Source organism: Massilia orientalis, from assembly GCF_030411975.2.
Lineage (GTDB): Bacteria > Pseudomonadota > Gammaproteobacteria > Burkholderiales > Burkholderiaceae_D > Telluria > Telluria orientalis.
The window spans coordinates 192,428-210,141 of record NZ_JASNRB020000001.1 but is presented as its reverse complement, the minus strand read 5'-3'; the positions used below and the strand labels follow the sequence as shown (position 1 = coordinate 210,141).

12 protein-coding genes are annotated in these 17,714 nt (G+C 70.3%); 7 read left to right on the top strand and 5 right to left on the bottom strand.

Annotation, left to right across the window (positions count from 1 at the left end):
- Window positions 1-43 precede the first annotated feature (43 nt).
- Window positions 44-1,210, top strand: a complete 1,167-nt coding sequence (locus QPK29_RS00870; protein ID WP_160408073.1) for a 4-hydroxybenzoate 3-monooxygenase — start codon at window positions 44-46, stop codon at window positions 1,208-1,210.
- A 13-nt stretch (window positions 1,211-1,223) separates the two neighbouring features.
- Here QPK29_RS00870 and QPK29_RS00865 read toward each other — a convergent pair whose 3' ends face one another.
- From QPK29_RS00865 to QPK29_RS00845, 5 genes are all read right to left on the bottom strand, one after another.
- Window positions 1,224-3,929, bottom strand: coding sequence for a glycoside hydrolase family 2 TIM barrel-domain containing protein (locus tag QPK29_RS00865; RefSeq protein WP_371769318.1), 2,706 nt, complete (start codon window positions 3,927-3,929; stop codon window positions 1,224-1,226).
- Window positions 3,930-3,937: 8 nt separating this feature from the next.
- Window positions 3,938-4,894, bottom strand: a complete 957-nt coding sequence (locus tag QPK29_RS00860) for an alpha/beta hydrolase (protein ID WP_371769317.1) — start codon at window positions 4,892-4,894, stop codon at window positions 3,938-3,940.
- A gap of 21 nt (window positions 4,895-4,915) precedes the next feature.
- Window positions 4,916-5,797, bottom strand: a complete 882-nt coding sequence (locus QPK29_RS00855) for a nucleoside hydrolase (protein WP_371769316.1) — start codon at window positions 5,795-5,797, stop codon at window positions 4,916-4,918.
- Window positions 5,794-9,141 carry a glycosyl hydrolase gene (locus QPK29_RS00850; RefSeq protein WP_371769315.1) on the bottom strand — a complete coding sequence of 1,116 codons (3,348 nt, stop codon included), beginning with the start codon at window positions 9,139-9,141 and terminating at the stop codon, window positions 5,794-5,796. The genes QPK29_RS00855 and QPK29_RS00850 overlap by 4 nt, the downstream gene beginning before the upstream one ends.
- 80 nt (window positions 9,142-9,221) lie before the next feature.
- Window positions 9,222-11,531, bottom strand: a complete 2,310-nt coding sequence (locus QPK29_RS00845) for a TonB-dependent receptor (RefSeq protein WP_371769314.1) — start codon at window positions 11,529-11,531, stop codon at window positions 9,222-9,224.
- 239 nt (window positions 11,532-11,770) lie between these two features.
- Between QPK29_RS00845 and QPK29_RS00840 the strand changes: the two genes are divergently transcribed.
- The 6 genes from QPK29_RS00840 to QPK29_RS00815 are packed head-to-tail and all read left to right on the top strand — an operon-like array spanning window position 11,771 to window position 17,695.
- Window positions 11,771-12,916 (top strand): MFS transporter, encoded by a 1,146-nt coding sequence (locus QPK29_RS00840; protein ID WP_371769313.1) that lies wholly within the window; start codon window positions 11,771-11,773, stop codon window positions 12,914-12,916.
- Window positions 12,913-13,347 carry a GlcG/HbpS family heme-binding protein gene (locus QPK29_RS00835; RefSeq protein WP_371764569.1) on the top strand — a complete coding sequence of 145 codons (435 nt, stop codon included), beginning with the start codon at window positions 12,913-12,915 and terminating at the stop codon, window positions 13,345-13,347. The genes QPK29_RS00840 and QPK29_RS00835 overlap by 4 nt, the downstream gene beginning before the upstream one ends.
- Window positions 13,344-14,372, top strand: coding sequence for an amidohydrolase family protein (locus QPK29_RS00830; protein WP_371769312.1), 1,029 nt, complete (start codon window positions 13,344-13,346; stop codon window positions 14,370-14,372). The genes QPK29_RS00835 and QPK29_RS00830 overlap by 4 nt, the downstream gene beginning before the upstream one ends.
- Before the next feature lie 9 nt (window positions 14,373-14,381).
- Window positions 14,382-15,275 carry a VOC family protein gene (locus tag QPK29_RS00825; protein ID WP_371769311.1) on the top strand — a complete coding sequence of 298 codons (894 nt, stop codon included), beginning with the start codon at window positions 14,382-14,384 and terminating at the stop codon, window positions 15,273-15,275.
- Between the two features lie 9 nt (window positions 15,276-15,284).
- A complete protein-coding gene (locus QPK29_RS00820) occupies window positions 15,285-16,148 on the top strand; it encodes a fumarylacetoacetate hydrolase family protein (protein WP_371769310.1) in 864 nt (287 codons plus the stop codon).
- Window positions 16,145-17,695, top strand: a complete 1,551-nt coding sequence (locus tag QPK29_RS00815; RefSeq protein WP_371769309.1) for a bifunctional 3-(3-hydroxy-phenyl)propionate/3-hydroxycinnamic acid hydroxylase — start codon at window positions 16,145-16,147, stop codon at window positions 17,693-17,695. Before QPK29_RS00820 ends, QPK29_RS00815 begins: the two co-directional genes overlap by 4 nt.
- Window positions 17,696-17,714: the final 19 nt, after the last annotated feature.

The window sequence follows — 17,714 nt, the reverse complement described above, 5'->3', positions numbered from 1 at the left end:
ACTAGCATGGACGTCGACAAGAATTTTTAACAAGGAGACGAATATGCGTACCCAGGTCGCCATCATCGGCGCCGGCCCGGCCGGACTGTTGCTGTCCCATCTGCTGCACCTGCAGGGCATCGAATCGGTCGTGCTCGAAACCCGTTCGCGCGACGAGATCGAGTCGACGATCCGCGCCGGCGTGCTGGAGCAGGGCACGATGGACATCCTCAACGAGACGGGCGTCGGCGCCCGCATGCGCGCTGAGGGTGCGCTGCACCACGGCTTCGAACTCGCGTTCGACGGCCGCCGCCACCGCATCGACCTGACGGAACTGACGGGCAAGGCGATCACCGTCTACGCCCAGCACGAAGTGATCAAGGACCTCGTCGCCGCCCGCCTTGAGGCCGGCGCGCGGATGCTGTTCGGCGTGCGCGACGTGGCGCTGCACGGCGTCGACACGGACCGCCCGCACGTCACGTTCACGCGCGACGGCGCGGAAGAACGCATCGACGCCGACTTCATCGCCGGCTGCGACGGCTTCCACGGCGTGACGCGTCCCGCGCTGCCGCAGGAGGGCCGCAACGATTACCAGCGCGTGTACCCGTTCGGCTGGTTCGGCATCCTCGTCGAGGCGCCGCCGTCGGCCCCGGAACTGATCTATGCGCGCCACGAACGGGGCTTCGCCCTCGTCAGCACGCGCTCGCCGACGGTCCAGCGCATGTACTTCCAGTGCGACCCGAAGGACAACGTCGACAACTGGTCGGACGACCGCATCTGGGCCGAGCTGCATGCGCGCCTGGAAAACCGCGACGGCTGGCAGGTCACGGAAGGGAAGATCTTCCAGAAGAATATCGTCGCGATGCGCAGCTTCGTCTCGACGCCGATGCAGTCGGGCCGGTTGTTCCTGGCCGGCGACGCCGCCCACATCGTGCCGCCGACGGGCGCCAAGGGCATGAACCTCGCGGTGTCCGACGTGCGCCTGCTGGCGGCCGGCCTGGACGCGTTCTACCGCCGGGGCAGCGCCGAACTGCTGGACCGCTACACGGACGACGCGCTGAAACGCATCTGGCGCGCCGAGTACTTCTCGTGGTGGATGACGAGCATGCTGCACACGTTCGCGGATGCGTCGCCGTTCCAGCGCGAGGTGCAGCGCGCGGAGCTCGAAAACGTCGTGAGCTCGCGCGCGCTGTCGACGGCGCTGGCGGAGAACTACGTCGGGGCGTTCTGACGGCCGCGTACGTTCACAGGCGCTCGATCGCGAGGTTCGACAGCACGGCCTCGCCGGCCGCCGGCACGAAGTCGAGCCGCAGGCTGCCGTCCGTCACCTCGACGTCGAACGCGCGCTCGATCGCCGTCGCGGGGGCGCCCGCCGCCGCCACGATGTCCAGGTCGGCGATCCGCGTCGTGCCGCCGGCGTCCACGCGGAATCGTCGCGCGCCCGGCTGCGCCTCGCGGTCCGGCTCGAGGAAACCCAGCCGGACGCGGTAGCGGCCATCCGGCAGCGGAATGCGGTAGCCGAACGTGCCATGCCGTACCGCCGCCCACAGCGCGGCATCGCGCGCATCGGCGACGTTCGCGACCCGTACGCCGAAGCGGGGGCCGTAGGGCGAATCGAGTTCCAGCGGCGTCCCCTGGCCGCCTGTGAAAAAGTTGTCCGATCCGTAACGGTGGCCGGACGCCGACACGAGCCCGGTGGCGATCTGGCCCGCCGCCAGGTAGACGTTGCGCGCATTGTCCGGCGCCAGCGTCCACTGCACCGTGTCGACGACGGTGGCGCCGCCGTGCATGCCGCGGGCTTCCAGCCGGTTGGTCCCTTCGTCCAGCGTGACGTGCGCGAACACGCAGGTGCGCTGCGGGCAGTCGGCCGCGGCGCGCGTACCGATCGCGCGGCCGTTCAGCAGCAGATGGACGGTAGCGGCATTCGAATAGACGCGCACGTCGGTCGTGCGGTAGGCGCGCTCCGTATAGCGGCGCCCCGTGATGTACGTGACGGGCGCGGAGCTCCAGTTGGCCTTGTAGAACCAGAACGGGTCCTTGCGCGTCGCGCGGTCGAAGGTGACGAGGCCTTTCGTGTTGGTGCCGCCGATGTCGCCTTCGTGGCGGGTGCCGGAGCCGAAATCGAACATCGACCAGACGAACGTGCCCCACAGGTAGTCGCGCCTGGCCAGCGCCGCGTAGATCTGCTCGTGCACATGGCTCGCGTAGCCCTCCGGCTGCCAGACGACGCGGGTGCGGCCGTGCATGTCCATGCTGCCCACCAGGCCGCCGAGCGGGTTGTCGGTCTGGTGCGACAGGGCCGCGCCGGCGCCGTATTCGGACACGCCGAGGGGCTGCGCCGGATACTTCGCGTGGAAACGGTCGAGCGCCGCGCCGAACGCAGCGCCGCCGCCGGGGTAGTACCACAGGTGGTAGCGGTTCACGGCCCAGATGTCGGTGATGCCGCCGGTCGGCAGCACCGGGAACATCGGGCCGACGATCGGATAATCCTCGTTGAAGTCCGCGAGCGTCGTCGGGCGGCCCGGGTCCTCCTGCTTCGCCAGCGCGTGCAGGCGGCGCAGGACCGGCGTCACGGTGTCGGCGCCGCGGCACGTGCCGCCCATCGCGACTTCGTTGGCGATCGACCACATGGCGATGCCGGGGTGGTTGTACTGCTGGCGCACCATCTCGCGCAGTTGCTCGTCGAGATTGTCGAGGAAGGCCGGCGGGATGGGTGCGCCCGCCTTGCAGTCCGCCGGCGTCAGGCTGCGTTCGACGAAGGGCAGCTCCGACCACACGACGAGACCGAGCCGGTCGGCCTCGTCGTAGGCGTGGGCGGCATGCGGGTAGTGGGCCAGCCGGACGGCATTCGCGCCCATCTCGCGCACGAGGGCCAGGGAGGCGTCGATCTCGCGTGGTCCGATGGCCCAGGCCTTGTCCTGCCAGTCCTGGTGCAGGTTCACGCCGTGCAGGCGCAGCGGGCGGCCGTTCAGGAACAGGCCGGCCTGCGCGTCGAAGCGGTATTGGCGGATGCCGAACGGCTGTTCGACCCGGTCGAGCAGGCGGCCGGCGTCATCGACCAGGTCGACGCGGAGGCGGTACAGATAGGGATCGTCCACGCCCTGCCACACATGGGGGCGGGCGACGTCCAGCGTCAGCTCGGCGCGGGCGTGCGCAGCTGCGGGCACCGTCCGGCGTGCCGCCGCCACGGTCCGGCCGGCCGTGTCGACCAGGGCAGCGCGCAGTGTCAGGCCGGTGCGCTGCGTTCGGTCGTCCTCGACGTCGGCGCGCACGCGCAGCCGTGCGCGGGCTGGCGAGAGCGTGATCGTGTCGGCATACACGCCGCCGGCGCCGTGGTTGCCCAGCGCGAGGTGCGCGCGCGCAGGCGTTTCGATCAGGGACACGCCGCGGTACAGGCCCCCCGCCATGTTGAAGTCGCCGCCCAGCGGCGCGACGGCAGTCGGATCGTCGCCGTGCAGCGGCGTGCTGTTGTCGACCTTGACCAGCAGGACGTTGCGTCCGGCGGCGAGCTTGCCGGTGACGTCGAAGCGGAACGCCGTGAACGCGCCTCGGTGGCGGCCGAGGTAGCTGCCGTTCAGCCACACGTCGGCAACGATGCTCGCGCCGTCGAATTGCAGCCAGGCGTTCGCGGGTGCGGTGTTCCGTTCGAATTCGAGGCGATACCAGCCGCGCCCGCGCTTGTAGGGCTTGCTGTCCGGGCCGGTCTGCGCCGTACTCGCGGCGTCGGACCGATTCCACGTGTGCGGCAGGACGACGGATGTCCAGCCGGTGCCGTCCGCGGCGACGGCGGCCGCGTCGGTCCTTGCATCGTCCTGCACGAATTTCCAGCGCTCGGTCAACGGCGTCGTGCGGCGGGCGGCGTCGCCGGCGGCCGCGCCGCTCGCTCCGCCCTCGCAGGCCAGCAGGGCGGCCAGCGCGATAGCGCGGACCGCAACAGGAAGGCGAAGCATCGCGGTCTTCATTGCGGCACCAGCTTCGACACCTGCATCCACTGGACGAAATGCTCGATCCAGTGGTCCGACGTCGTGCCCATGCGGCGCATGCCGAAGCCGTGGTCCCCGGCCGCGTACACGTGCAGCTCGGCGGATTTGCCGGCCGCGCGCCAGTCCTCGAAGATCGGGATGCTGGCCTGGCCGCGCAGGCCGTCGTCTGCCGCGACCGCGAGAAATACGGGCGGTGCGTCGCCGGGTACCGGGCGCTTCGAAGCACTGCCGTAGATCACGCCGATGAAATCGGGACGGCTGGCGGCATCGTAGGCAGTGGCGACGTCCATTGTCACGCGGCCGCCGGCCGAAAAACCGACCATGCCGATACGCTTCGTATCGATCCCGTAGTCGGCCGCATGCGCGCGCACCCAGCGCAGCGCGGCGAGCCCGTCGTCCTGCGCCTGCGCCACGGCCGGCGTATCGATGGCGCTGTCCTTGCCATGTTGCGCGATGCCGCCGAAGCGTTTCGCGACGGCCTGCATGAAAGCGGCTGGATCCTGCGGCGTCGGGTCGAGCCGGTATGCCAGCACGAAGCAGGTGACGCCGCGTTCCGCAAGCCGGCGCGCCACGAGCAGGCCTTCGTTGTCGAACGACAGGCTGAGGAAGGCCCCGCCGGGCGCGATCACCAGCGCCGTACCGTTGGCCTGGCCGGGCGGCGGCAGCACCGGATACAGTGCCGGCTGCGTCACGTTGCGCAGGGTCGTCTGGCCGAACATGGTTTCCCACATGTCGGTCGCACGCGAGCCGGCGGCGGACAGGGGAATCGGCGGGATGGACGGGGTGGGGGCCGGCCGCGGCGGATTGGCTTGCGCCATGCGCACGAAGTCGTCGAGGCCGGACTTGCGGGGCGTGTCCCTAGCGTGCGCGCCGGCCGCGAGCAGCATGAGGGCGGCCGCGCAGACACTGCGGATCGGGGTGGAACGGTGCATGTCGTCTCCTTGTCGTTGTCGTCAGGCGCGTCTTGCGTGCGCGCGCAGCAGGGCGGTGAAATCGGCGAAGTTGAGTTGCGGGTCGAGCGAATGCGCCATGCGGATCTCGCGGCCCCCGACCGTGCGCGTGATGAAGGGCGTCGCGGCGGGATCGAACGCCGTCGCGGTAACGAGGGGACTGTCGCCGAACGTCAGCGTGCCGCCGAGGCGCACGAACGGCGGCAGGTGGCGGTACTGGTTGACGAGCCAGCGCGCGAGCGGCGACAGCGGCGCGACCTCGGCATTCAGGGTCGCGACCGATACCTGGAAGCGCCGGTATTCCTCTGAGGGGATCTGCAGGACCGGAATCCGTGTTTCCTCGAGCACGAAGCGGGCCGCGGCGACGTCGGTCGCCAGGTTGTACTCGGCGCCGTCGTCCCCGGCAGCCGTCCCGCCGATCCAGACAAGACGCATGCGTGCCGCGATCGCCGGCTGCAGGCGCAGCGCGGCCGCCACGTTCGTCAGCGGACCGCCGCACGCGAGGACGAGCGGCAGCGGATCGTCGCGCAGGGCCGCGTCGACGATCGCCTGCGCGGCGCCGTCCGCCACGACCGGCGGACGCAGGCCGGGCCCGGCCAGCCGCAGCAGCGCGCGTGCGCGCCGCGCCCCGTCCTGTGCCGTGCGCTCCGGATCGAGACCGGCCATGCGCGCCAGCCTGGGGGCCAGCGCGGACGCCGTCACGAGCACGGTGCGCGTCGCCGGTGCCAGCAACTGGTGCGCCAGGGCGACGAGGCCGTCCGGATCGCCGGCGAAGTCGTTGTCGACGATGACGCGGGCCAGAGGACGCTGGACGATGCCCGGCCGGCCCAGGGCCTGCGCGAGCGGCAGGGCCGCGAGGCAGCCCAGCAGGTGGCGCCGCTTCATTGGCGCACCTTCAGCGTGACGGGCCCGATCAGGCCGGACGGCCGCAGCGGCGCGTCGGCCTTGTACGTGGGCGCGGCCGTGAACGTGACCTTCGTGGCGCCCGGCTGGGCGTCGCCGATCAGGCGGTTCACCCACAGGTTGGCGACCCGCACCTCCACCGTGTTGGCGCCGGCGACGACGAGCGAACCCACGTCGACCTCGTACGGCGGCTTCCACGCAATGCCCGCGGGCTTGCCGTTGACGAGGACTTCGGCCACGTCGCCGACCCGGCCCAGGTCGAGCTTCATCGGCGTGCCCGGCGTCACCCCAGCCGGCAGCGTGAAGGTGTGCGTATAGACCGACGTCCCCGAGAAGTACCTGACTTGCGGATCGGCGCTGGCGGCGAGCGACCCGGTCGCGCCGTGCGTGACCGCGGCCGGTGCCGCGAGGCCGTCGAAGCGGATCGCCCAGTCGCCGGCCAGCGCGGCGGCCTCGGACCACGACGGGACCTTGACGGTGACGGCCGGCGCCGCGGCCGGCCGGCGGAACACGACGAACACGGAATCGTTCGCGCCCAGCGCCAGCGGCACGACGGTCGCGCCCTGGTCCGTACGATAACTCGCGGGTTCGGCACGGCCCGTGTCCGCATGCCAGAATTCGGCCGCCTTGCCGCGCACGTTGAAGCGGGCTTCCGTGTTGACGGCCTTGCCGGAACGGTTGGTGACGAAGTACACGTCGCCGTCGGCCAGCTTGCGGTGGACGAACAGCAGCGGCGTATCGGTGCCCTGGATGCTGAAGTCCGGCTTCCGGCCGGCCTGCGCCAGCGCGGCTTCGACGTCGCGGCCGGCCACCACGCGGCCCTTGCCGACGCGGGTGACGGGCGCGCCGCTCCACATCTGCCTGACGAGCGACGCGAACGCGGCCGGATCGTCGGCCAGGCCGGGCGTGGCGACGGGCGCGGTGCCCACGATCGTCGCCCCCTGCGCCGCCAGCGCGTGCAGCCGGCGCAAGGTGGCGACGGTCATGCGCGCGCTCGACCCGCCCAGGTACAGCACGCGGTAGCGCGCGCCGCTGGCCGACACGAGGTCGCCGTCCTTCACCGACAGCCGCTGCACCAGGGCGTCCGCGTTGACGAAGTCGTAGGCGTAGCGGCGCGGCGCGTCCGCCGGCTGGCCGTGCCTGTACAGTGCGACGAGCGGCGCTTCCTCGCCGTAGAAATAGGCGACGTCCGCATGGAAACGGCCCTGCTGCAGCATCCAGCTGCTGCGCGCCATGTAGTCGACCCATGGCCGCGCCATGCCGGCCCAGGTCTCGTTGCGGTTGAAATACTGGCCGAAGATGGCCAGCGACAGGCCGGGCTTCCGGTCGTCGTCCAGCGGCTGGTGCACCGACGTGTGGATGACCGGGAGGTTCACGCCGCTGGCGAATTCCATGTCGATCATCGGGCGCAGGTCGCTCGGCGCGAACGCCCACGGTGACATCGCGCTCGTCATGGACTCCGCGGCGACGAGGTTCTGGCCATAGATGTGCGACACCGAGGCGGCGCCGCGCATGTCGGCGATCGCGGTCGGGTTCGGGCCGAACTCGGGGCGATACGTCCACATCGCGGCCATCGGCACGTTCGCATGGCTGCGCATCGCCATGTCGTCGCCCAGCGTGACGCGCGCGCTTTCCAGCGCTTCGCCGTACACCTTCAGGCCGCGTTCGCGCGCGACGGCGGCCACCGTGCCATAGTGTTCGCCGGCCATCAGGTCGGCGAGGGTGCGGCGCCAGTCGTACAGGAAGGCGTCCGTGCGGGCACGGGTGCCGATGACGACGCCCGTCAGCGCCGGCAGCCACGGGCGCGCGTCGTAGCGGCGCAGGCGCTGGAACTGCTCCAGCAGGCGCGGCGTCCAATTCGACGACCCGACTTCGATCGAGTCCGTCACGATGGCGCGCACGCCATGCGCGCCGACGAGGTCCTTGCCGGCCGCCTGCTCGTACTTTGCCAGATAGGTGTCCAGGTAGCGTCGCACCGCGTCGCCGTCGTACTTGTCGACCTCGAGGCCCGTCGCTTCCTTCGTGGCCGGGTGGTTTTCGGTCCCCGTGAGCGACCACGCGAGGCGCACGATCTTCCAGGTGCCGGGCGGCGGCGTCCAGTTCAGCGTGCCGGCGGCGCGCACCTTGCCGGTGAGGTCGACGATGGCGGCCGGGTCGACGCCGGCTTCGCCCGGGTCGAGACCCGCGTCCAGCGCGAAATAGTCGTCGGCGGTCGCGAAGCCGGCCTTGGCCTCGAACTGGTTGACCTTCGGCTCGCCCGACAGGACCAGTTGCGCGAGGCGCAGTCCCTTGGCCTGGCCGATCGCACCGAACGGCCCCGTGTCGGCGCCCGCCACGGGCATGAACTGGGGGTTCGGCACGGGCGGCTTCGCGCTGACCACGACGCGGAAACGGGCCGCCGTCACCGGGGCGAAACCCGCGCTGGCGGGCACGCCGGCCAGCGCCAGGTCCGCGACCTTGCGCCAGCGCGTCCCGTCCGCGCTCGCTTCCAGCACGGCCTGGTACGCCGAGCCCTCGAACATCGACCCCGCGCCCGGCGCGAAGATCGTGGCCGAGCGGATGGTCTGCGGTGCCGGATAGTCCAGCGTGACGATGACCGGGCGGTCGGCCGTGGGCGCCGCGAGTTCGGCCGCAGCCTCTTCGGTCGCCGCCGCCAGCTTGCGCGCGTCGAGGGCCAGGTCGCCGGCGCGGATGGCGGGGGGCGGGAGTGCGGCTGCGCCGACCGGATACGCGTAGACGGCGATGTCGCCGCCCGTGCGCGCGAGCGCCTCGGGGCTCGGCCGCTGGCCCATGATGTCCGGCTGGACGAACAGATCCTGGAACGGTCCCGTCGTGCGCGGCGCGGCGGGCAGGGGCGCCGCCAGCGGCTTGCCGCCGTCGACGGTGGTTTCGCTCCACACCAGCTTCTTCATGCCGTCCTCGGGCCGTACCCACGGGCCGCCCGTCTCGCTCCAGCCGGGCGACGCGGCGATGCCGAATTCCAGGCCGTGGCGTTCCGCCTCCTGCGCGGCGAAGCGGAACGCGTCCGCCCATTCGGGACTCATGTACGGCAGGCGCTTCGGCACCAGTTGGGGCGTCATCATCTCGGCGTCGAAATTCTGCAGGCCGCCGAGGCCCGACTTTGCCATCCAGTCGATGTCCTTCGCGATGCCGTCCTTGGTGATGTTCCCGTTCAGCCAGTGCCACCACACGCGGGGGCGGGCGCTTTGCGGGGGATTGTCGAAGCCGGATGCGACCGGGTCGGCGGCCGCCCATGCGGGTGCGGACAGGCAGGCGAGGGCGGCGGCGGCGGCAATCAGGCGCAGGGGTTGAATGTGTGCGGACATGGCGTGGTTCGTCGTGGGTCTTCCATCAATGGGAACGCGGCCGGACGCCAGGCGTCGCGGCCGCGCGGGACATCATGCGGTCAGAAACGGTAGTCCAGCGTCACGCCGACGCGGCGGAACGAATTCTCGCCGAGGCTGTAGGCGAAGCCGGAGCCCGCGCCCTTGCCGGGCAGCGGGTAGATGATGGCGTTCGGTACGCGCTTGTCGCCCAGGTTGCGGTCGTACACCTCGATGCCCCATTTGTCGTCAGGGGAACGCAGCGCGACGCGCAGCGACGCGGTGGAATGGCCGCCGTAAGCGCATTCGGCGTCGAGCGAATTGCAGAGCCGCACGCGGCTCTTGTAGACGATGTCGCCGCCCAGCTTGAGTTCATAGTCGCCCGGCAGCGTCCAGCTGTAATCGCCGTTCAGCGTCGCCTTGTTGCGCGGCGAGTACAGCAGGCGCTGGCCGCCGACGTTGGTGTTGTCGAACGTGAAGCCGCCCGGGTACGCGGTGTCGAGGATCATCGCGACCGATAGACCCAGCTGCAGTTCCGGCAGCGGACGCGCGCGGATGTCGGCCTCGACACCCTTGCTCGTCACGCTCGGCACGTTCAGCGGGATGCAGGAGAGAGCGCCGACGGCCGTCAGGGTGCAGTTCTGCTCCTGGAAATCCTTGATCTTCGTGTGGAACGCGGCGACGTCCACGTCCAGGCGGCGGTTCAGGAACGACATCTTGGAGCCGATCTCGACACTCGTCGGCAGTTCCGGCTTGACGATGTAACCGGCGAACGTGCCCGAGGCGCTGGCCTGGTTGACGGGCGTGTCGTTGTCGATCTGCGGACCCTTGTAGCCGCGGCTGACGGTGGCGTAGAGATTCGCGTCCTTCGTGAGCGTGTGCTGCAGCCCCAGCTTGCCCGACACGTTCGACTCGCTCGCGCTGCCGCTGGCCGACTTGACGGTTGCCGGCAGCGCGAAGCCCTGGAAGCTCACGACGCTGCTCTGCGTGAATCGCGACGACACGCTGTCGCGGGTATAGCGCAGGCCGGCGATGACGTTCGTCGAATCGGTCAGGCGGTACGTGGCCTGGCCGAACACCGCCTTCGTCGTCAGGTTCGCATACTGCAGGTTGTTGGTGGCGATCGAGCGGGGTACCGGCGGCGACGGCAGCGCGGGATTCGGTTCGATCAGCACGTTGGCGTTCTTGTCGTTGGTGGAGTCGGCATAGAACAGGCCCGCCACGTAGTCGAGCGTCTGCTTGCCGGGCGATGCGATGCGCAGCTCCTGCGAGACCTGGCGCGCATTCTTGTACGGATCGTGGTTGGACACCTTGTCGTACGACGTCGACATGCCGATATTGACGCTTTCCGGGCCCTGCTTGCGCGTGCGGTAGGCCGTGATCGACGTCAGCGTGTCGCCGCTGGCCAGTGTCCAGTCGACCTGACCCGAGAAGCCGCGCACCTGGGCGCGCGTCAGTTCCTCGCCGTCCGAACAGACCTGGTTGTTCGTCTTCGAGACGGTCACGCCGCAGGCAGCGAATTCGGCGGCCGGCTGGTGGTTGCCCGCCGTGTTGGTGGCGTAGGCGACGGACGGGGCGAAGAACACGGCGTTCTCGCTGCGCGTGTTCGACGCGTCCGCGATCAGGTTGACGGCCACGTCGCGGTTCGGCTTGAGCAGGTAGCGGATGCGCGCGCCGCCGTTGTTCGTGACGCTGTCCTCGCCGGTCAGCACGTTGTGGTAGACGCCCTTGTTGCGCTCGGCGATGCCGGAGATGCGCAGCGCGGAGATGTCGTTCAGCGGGACGTTGCCCGTGGCGCGCACGGCCGCACCGTGATCGCCCTTGAATTCCAGCTGCACGTTGCCGCCGCTGTCGCCGATGATCGGCGCCTGCGTCGCCATGTTCAGTACCCCGGCCGACGCATTCTTGCCGAACAGCGTGCCCTGCGGGCCGCGCAGCACTTCGACGCGGGCCATGTCCAGCATCAGGCCGCTGGCGGTAGCGCCCAGCGGCACGCCGTCGACGACGACGCCGACCGAGCTTTCGGCCGACAGGGTGAACACGGCGGTGCCGATGCCGCGGATCGACGCGCTGCCGCCGGCGCCGCCGGTCTGCTGGTCGCCGAACTCCAGCGATGCCGCCGTCTTGGCGAGGTCGCCGATGTCCTTGACGCCGGCACGCTCCAGCTGCGCGGCGTTGACGACCGTGATGGCCACGGGGACTTCCTTGATGCTCTGGCTGCGCTTTTGCGCGGTGACGACGACGGTCTCGATGCCTTTCTCGATCTTCGCCGCGGCGTCCGGGCTGGCGCCGCTGTCGCCGGTCTGGGCGTGGGCCGGATTCCAGATCGCGGCCAGGCTCATGGACAGGATGGTCAGCGAACCGATCGCCGAGGTGGTGCGGGATGCGTGCATGTTGTCTCCTAGTGTGGCCAGTCGATGCCGGCCATGTTGTATTCAGGCGAATCGAGTATAGGTACGGTCCTTGGCCAATCCAAAGCCGTATTCCGTGATACCTGCTATCGACGTTGGCGGGTGATGATCAAATGGCTGATCGATCGGATTCGCTGATACGTCCTATCGAAACTCTGGTCTTCGGGATGCCTCCGCGCGCTGCTATCGTTTTCATACAAAAAAAAGCGAGGAGACATCCCATGCACACTTCCCCCGAGGCGGGCCGCGGCCGCGCCGCGCTCATGCTGTGCCATTTCGCCGGCATGGTCGACCTGGTCGCGTTGCCCGTGTGGGTCGGCACGCTCGCCCAGCATCACGGTTTCGATCTTGAACACGCGGGCATGATCGTCACTGCGTTCCTGCTGGGCGCGGTCGGCGCGAGCCTCGTGGCGGCGCCGCTCTATATAAGGTTGCCGCGCGCCGCCTGCGCATTCGGCGGCTACGCCGTCGCGGCGCTGGCCTTTCTCGCCGCGTCGCGGGTGGCCGGTTTCGGCGCGCTCGCCGCGCTGCACCTCGTCGCCGGCATCGCGACGGGCACCGCTTTGTCGGTCACGCACGGCACCATCGGGCGCAGCGCCAATCCGCACCGGCTGTTCGCCATGGCCGGGACGGCGCTGGGCATCGGTGCGGTGATCTTCTATGCCGCCGTGCCACCTGCCGTCGCCGCGCATGGCGGGCCCGCACTGTTCCTCGTGTTCGCCGGCCTGATGGGTGCGGCGGCGCTGGCGTGTGCTTTCGGTTTTCCGAATGTTGCGATCGGCGCTCGCGCGCCGTCGGCGGCGCCGCTGCCCCGCGCGGCCTGGTGCGCGATCCTCGGCGTGGGCTGCCTGGCGCTGAACCAGGCGCTCACGTTCAGCATGCTGGACCGCATCGGCGTGCTGCGCGGCTTCGGGCAGGACAAGGTGAACGGCGTGCTCGTCGTGTGCGGCCTCGTCAACCTGCTGCCGGCCGCCGTCGCCGGCATGCTGCAGAAGCGCCTCAATCCCGTGCGGGTGGCCATCGTCGCCGCGCCGCTGCAGGCCGCGCTGGCGCTCGTCGTCACGCTGTCCGCCGACTTCCTGCCGTATGCGCTGGCCGGCGCCATCTACCCGGCCGTGCTGATCTTCACCCACACCTTTCTGTTCGGGCTGATCGCCCGGCTGGACCCGAGCGGCCGCGCGCTGGCCTCGACGCCCGCGATGATGATGACCGGTTCCGCGATCGGTCCCGCGCTGGCCGGCTCGGTCGCGATGCGCGCCGGCTTCGGCGGCCAGGCGCTGCTGGCCATCCTGGTCGGCGCCGCCGCCACGCTCTGCTTCGCCCTGGTGGCGAGCCGCGCCCACCCATCACTGAAGGAGGCAATATGAACCCATCCAATCCACTCACCCTGGCGCAGGCGAGCGCGATCCTCGCCGCCGCGGTCGCGGCCGCGCGCGCCGACGGCTTGCCGCCGGTGGCCGTCGCGGTGCTGGACGCGTCCGGCCACACCGTCGCCCTGCAGCGCGAGGACGGCGCCACGCCGCTGCGCGTCGACATCGCCATCGGCAAGGCCTACGCGGCCGCCGGCATGGGCGTCGCCAGCCGTGTGCTGCACCAGCGCGCGCAAGACAATCCCGTGTTCTTCAACGCGCTGGCCTCGTCCAGCCAGGGGAAATTCATCCCGCAGGCCGGCGCCGTCGCGATCCGGGCGGCGGACGGCACCCTGCTGGGCGCCGTCGGCGCCAGCGGCGGCACGGGCGCCCAGGACGAGGCCATCTGCGCGGCGGGCGTGAACGCGGCGGGCCTGGTGGCCGCATGAGCGTGGCGCACGACCATACGGCCGGCTGCGCGTGCGGGATCGACGTGCATGCCCACGTGATTCCGCACGACTTGCCGCGCTACGTGGGCAACCGCTTGCCGTCCGACTGGCCGTCGATGGCGCCGGCGCATGCGTGCCACCGCCACGTGATCATCCAGGGCAGCGTGTACCGGACCGTGTCCGAGCGCGCGTGGAGTGCCAGCCGCCGCATCGAGGACATGGACCCGATGGGGCTCGCCGTGCAGGCCATCTCGCCGATGCCGGAACTGCTGTCGTACTGGATGGAGCCCAACGCCGCGGCCCAGCTGCTGCGCTACATGAACGAACAGATCGCGAACATGGCCGCGCTGTCGGGAGGGCGCCTCGTCGGCATGGGCGCCGTGCCGCTGCAGGACCTCGACCTCGCGCTGGCGGAGCTGGACCACGTCGCGGACAAGCTGGGCTTCAAGGCCATCGAAGTGGGCAGCAATGTCAACGGCAAGGCGATCGGCAGCCCGGAATTTGTACCGTTCTTCGCGGCCTGCGCGGACAAGGGCGTCGCGGTGTTCGTGCATGCGTTGAAGCCGGCCGGCGCCGACCGCCTCGTCGGCCCGGACAAGCTGCTGCCCGCGCTGGCGTATCCGACCGACGTGGGCCTGGCCGCCGCCTCCGTGCTGACCTCGAACCTGATCGGCCGCATTCCGGATTTGAAAATGGCGTTCAGCCACGGCGGCGGCACGCTCGCGTCGCTGTTGCCGCGCCTGGAACAGGCACGCCAGGTGTTTCCGGCGCTGGCCGATGCGATGCCGGAGAGTCCGTCGACGCAGGCGCGCAGGCTGTTCTACGACACGCTCGTGTTCGACGCGCCTGCCTTGCGGCACCTGGTCGACCGCTTCGGTGCATCGCAGCTGATGATAGGCACCGACTACCCGTTCGCTTTCCACGACGCGCGCCCCGTCGACAGCATCGCCGCGGCAGTCGGCGACGCGGACGTGCGCGCCCAACTCGTCACCCGTAACGCCGCCCGGTTCCTCGGGCTCGAATAAGGAGTCAACATGCCCGCATCACCCGCCGGCCAGCTGCGCAGCATCGCCATCGGCGTCACCGACCTCGATGCCGCCGAGCGCTTCTACAACGATACCTGGCGTCTGGAGACCGTCGCGAAGACGGAGGATGCCGTCTACCTGCGCGGCGCCGGACCGTTTCACCACATCCTCGCGCTGCACCGCAGCGTCAGGCCGGACGTCCGCCACGTGACGTTCAGCGTGGCGACGCGCGCCGATCTCGATGCCATCGCGGCACGCACCCCGGCCGCGGGGGGCCGCTTGCTGTCCGAACCTGCCGCCGTCGACGAGCCGGGCGGCGGCACTGCCGTCACCATCGCCGATCCGCAGGGCCGCATCCTGCGCTTCGTGCACGGCGACGAACGTCACGATGCGCGGTCGCACGCCGATGCGCCGAGCCGCATCACGCACGTCGTGTTCAACAGCGCGGACGTGGCCGCGGCCCAGCGCTTTTACGAAGAGGCGCTCGGGTTCCGCCTGTCCGACCGCACGAAGGTCATGGCCTTCATGCGCTGCAACAGCGACCACCACAGCATCGCGCTCGCGGACAGCAATGCGGACACGCTGAACCACATCGCCTTCGTCATGCCGGACCTGGACGCCGTCATGCGCGGCGCCGGCCGCATGCGCGACGCCGGCTGGCCCATCGAGTGGGGCGTCGGCCGCCACGGTCCCGGCAACAACGTCTTCGCCTACTTCGTCGGGCCGGACGATTTCGTCATCGAATACACGGCCGACGTTTTGCAGGTCGACGATACCTACCGGGTCGGCGGGCCTTCCGACTGGCAGTGGCCGCCGGGCCGCTTCGACCAGTGGGGCGTGTCGCAGCCGCCGTCGGAGCGCATCAAGCAGGCGCAGAAAACCATCCGTTTCATCGAACAGTAAGGAGCAGCAGTGAAATTCGTCACCTACCGCAACGGTAAAGAAAACCGCCTGGCCGTCGTCGACGGCGACCAGATCGTCGATATCAACCGCGCCGTGCCGGAGGTTCCCGCCGACGTACGCGCCGCGCTCGCGGACGGCGTGGACCTCGTCGCCGCCGGTCGCCGCGCGCTCGATTCGACCGCCGGGCGCCGGCCGCTGGCAGGCGCCGCGCTGGCGCCCGTCGTGCCGGAACCCGGCAAGACCGTCTGCCTGGGCCTGAACTACTACGACCACGCCGCCGAGAGCGGCCGCGAGAAGCCCGTGTACCCGTGGTTCTTCCTGCGCGGGACGACGTCGTTGCTGGCGCACGGCGAAGCGTCGCCGCGCCCGCGCGTGTCGGAGAAGTTCGACTACGAGGCCGAGCTGGCCGTCGTGATCGGCAAGCGCGCGCGCCACGTCAGGCGCGAGGATGCGCTGGACTACGTGTTCGGCTATGCGTGCTTCAACGACATCTCCGTGCGCGATTACCAGAAACGCACGCCGCAGTGGACCATCGGGAAGAACTTCGACCGCACGGGCGCGCTGGGCCCCGTGCTCGTCTCCGCCGACGAACTGCCGGCCGGCGGCGTGGGCCTGTCGATCCAGTCGCGCCTGAACGGCCAGGTCATGCAGTACGCGAACACGAAGGACATGATCTGGGACGTGGCCGAGACCATCGCGCTACTGACGGAATGCCTGACCCTGGAGCCGGGCGACGTGATCGCGATGGGCACGCCGGCCGGCGTCGGCCAGTCGCGCACGCCGCCCGTGTGGATGAAGGCCGGCGACACGATCGAGGTCGAGATCGAAGGCGTGGGCCTGCTCGTCAACACGATCGAGGACGAGCAGCCATGAACGGCGACTATGACGTCGTCGTGGTCGGTTTCGGCCCATCCGGCGCCGTCGCCGCGGCGCTGCTGGGCCAGGCCGGCGTGCGGACGCTCGTCGTCGACCGCACCGACGAGGTCTACCCGAAACCGCGCGCCATCGCCCTCGACCACGAGATCATGCGCGTGTTCCAGAACCTGGGCCTGGCGGGTGCCGTGTCGCCGCACTGCGAGCCGTTCACGCCGTCCGAGTACTACGGCGCCGACGGGCGCCTGATCAAGCGGCTCGCCACCGTCGAACCGCCATACCCGCTGGGCCACACGCCATCGATGGTGTTCACCCAGCCGCCCGTGGAGGCGGCGCTGCGGCGCCACGTGCAGGCGCTGCCCGCCGTCGACGTCGTACTGGGCCGGCGCTTCACCGGCGTCGAGCAGGATGCGGAGGGCGCCACCGTCCACTTCGACGCGGGTGCGGTGCGCGCCCGCTACGTGATCGGCTGCGACGGCGCGTCGAGCGCCGTGCGCGACGCCGTCGGCATCACGCTGGAAGACCTGGAGTTCGACGAACCGTGGCTCGTCGTCGACGCGCAGGTCAACGAGAAGGGGCTGGCCAGGCTGCCGGCGACCAGCGTGCAGTATTGCGAACCGGCGCGTCCGTGCACGTACGTGATCGGGCCGGGCAACCACCGGCGCTGGGAAATCTCGCTTCTGCCGGGCGAGGATCCCGCCTACATGGCGACCGAGGAGGGTGCGTGGAGCGTGCTGCGGCGGTGGATCGGCCCGGACGACGCGGCCCTGTGGCGCCAGGCCAGCTACCGCTTCCACGCGCTCGTGGCGCGGGAGTGGCGGGTGGGCCGCGTATTCATCGCGGGCGACGCCGCGCACCAGCAGCCGCCGTTCCTGGGACAGGGCATGTGCCAGGGCGTGCGCGATGTCGTCAACCTCACGTGGAAGCTGCGCGCCGTGCTGGGCGGTGAAGCGCCGGACAGCCTGCTCGATACCTACACGGTGGAGCGGCGCGAACACGTGCGCCGGCTTACCACGCGCATCAAGGAAATCGGCGCCGTCATCTGCGAACGCGATCCCGCGCGCGCCCAGGCCCGCGACCTGGCCCTGATCGACGCGGCCGGCGGCGCCATCCGCACCGTGCCGCGGCAAGACATCATCCCGCCGCTGGTGGAGGGCCTGCTGGCGTCCGGCGGCCGCGCGGGCACGGGCACGCTGTTCCCCCAGCCGCGCGTGAACGGACCCGCCGGCCCGGCGCTGCTGGACGAACTGGCGGGCACCGGCTGGCGCATCGTGACGGACCTGCGCACGGCGCAGCTGCCGTCCGGCCTGCTGGCGCTCGCGGAGCGGATCGGCATGTTGATCAGCATGCCGTCCGATGCCGCCGGCTTCTCGAGCGGACCGCACCGCATGCAGGCCGACGAACTGGATGGCGTGCTCGCGCGCTGGTTCGCGCGCCACGGCTGCCATGCGGCCGTCGTCCGGCCCGATCACTACGTCTATGGCGTGGCCGACGACGGTCAGGGACTGTACGACCTCGTGGCCGGGCTGACCGACACGTTGCAATAACACATAACAAAGGAGACAA

Coding starts and splice junctions, on each gene's coding strand:
- QPK29_RS00870 (WP_160408073.1), top strand. CDS start 44: ATGCGTACCCAGGTCGCCATCATCGGCGCCGGCCCGGCCGGACTGTTG.
- QPK29_RS00865 (WP_371769318.1), bottom strand. CDS start 3,929: ATGCTTCGCCTTCCTGTTGCGGTCCGCGCTATCGCGCTGGCCGCCCTG.
- QPK29_RS00860 (WP_371769317.1), bottom strand. CDS start 4,894: ATGCACCGTTCCACCCCGATCCGCAGTGTCTGCGCGGCCGCCCTCATG.
- QPK29_RS00855 (WP_371769316.1), bottom strand. CDS start 5,797: ATGAAGCGGCGCCACCTGCTGGGCTGCCTCGCGGCCCTGCCGCTCGCG.
- QPK29_RS00850 (WP_371769315.1), bottom strand. CDS start 9,141: ATGTCCGCACACATTCAACCCCTGCGCCTGATTGCCGCCGCCGCCGCC.
- QPK29_RS00845 (WP_371769314.1), bottom strand. CDS start 11,531: ATGCACGCATCCCGCACCACCTCGGCGATCGGTTCGCTGACCATCCTG.
- QPK29_RS00840 (WP_371769313.1), top strand. CDS start 11,771: ATGCACACTTCCCCCGAGGCGGGCCGCGGCCGCGCCGCGCTCATGCTG.
- QPK29_RS00835 (WP_371764569.1), top strand. CDS start 12,913: ATGAACCCATCCAATCCACTCACCCTGGCGCAGGCGAGCGCGATCCTC.
- QPK29_RS00830 (WP_371769312.1), top strand. CDS start 13,344: ATGAGCGTGGCGCACGACCATACGGCCGGCTGCGCGTGCGGGATCGAC.
- QPK29_RS00825 (WP_371769311.1), top strand. CDS start 14,382: ATGCCCGCATCACCCGCCGGCCAGCTGCGCAGCATCGCCATCGGCGTC.
- QPK29_RS00815 (WP_371769309.1), top strand. CDS start 16,145: ATGAACGGCGACTATGACGTCGTCGTGGTCGGTTTCGGCCCATCCGGC.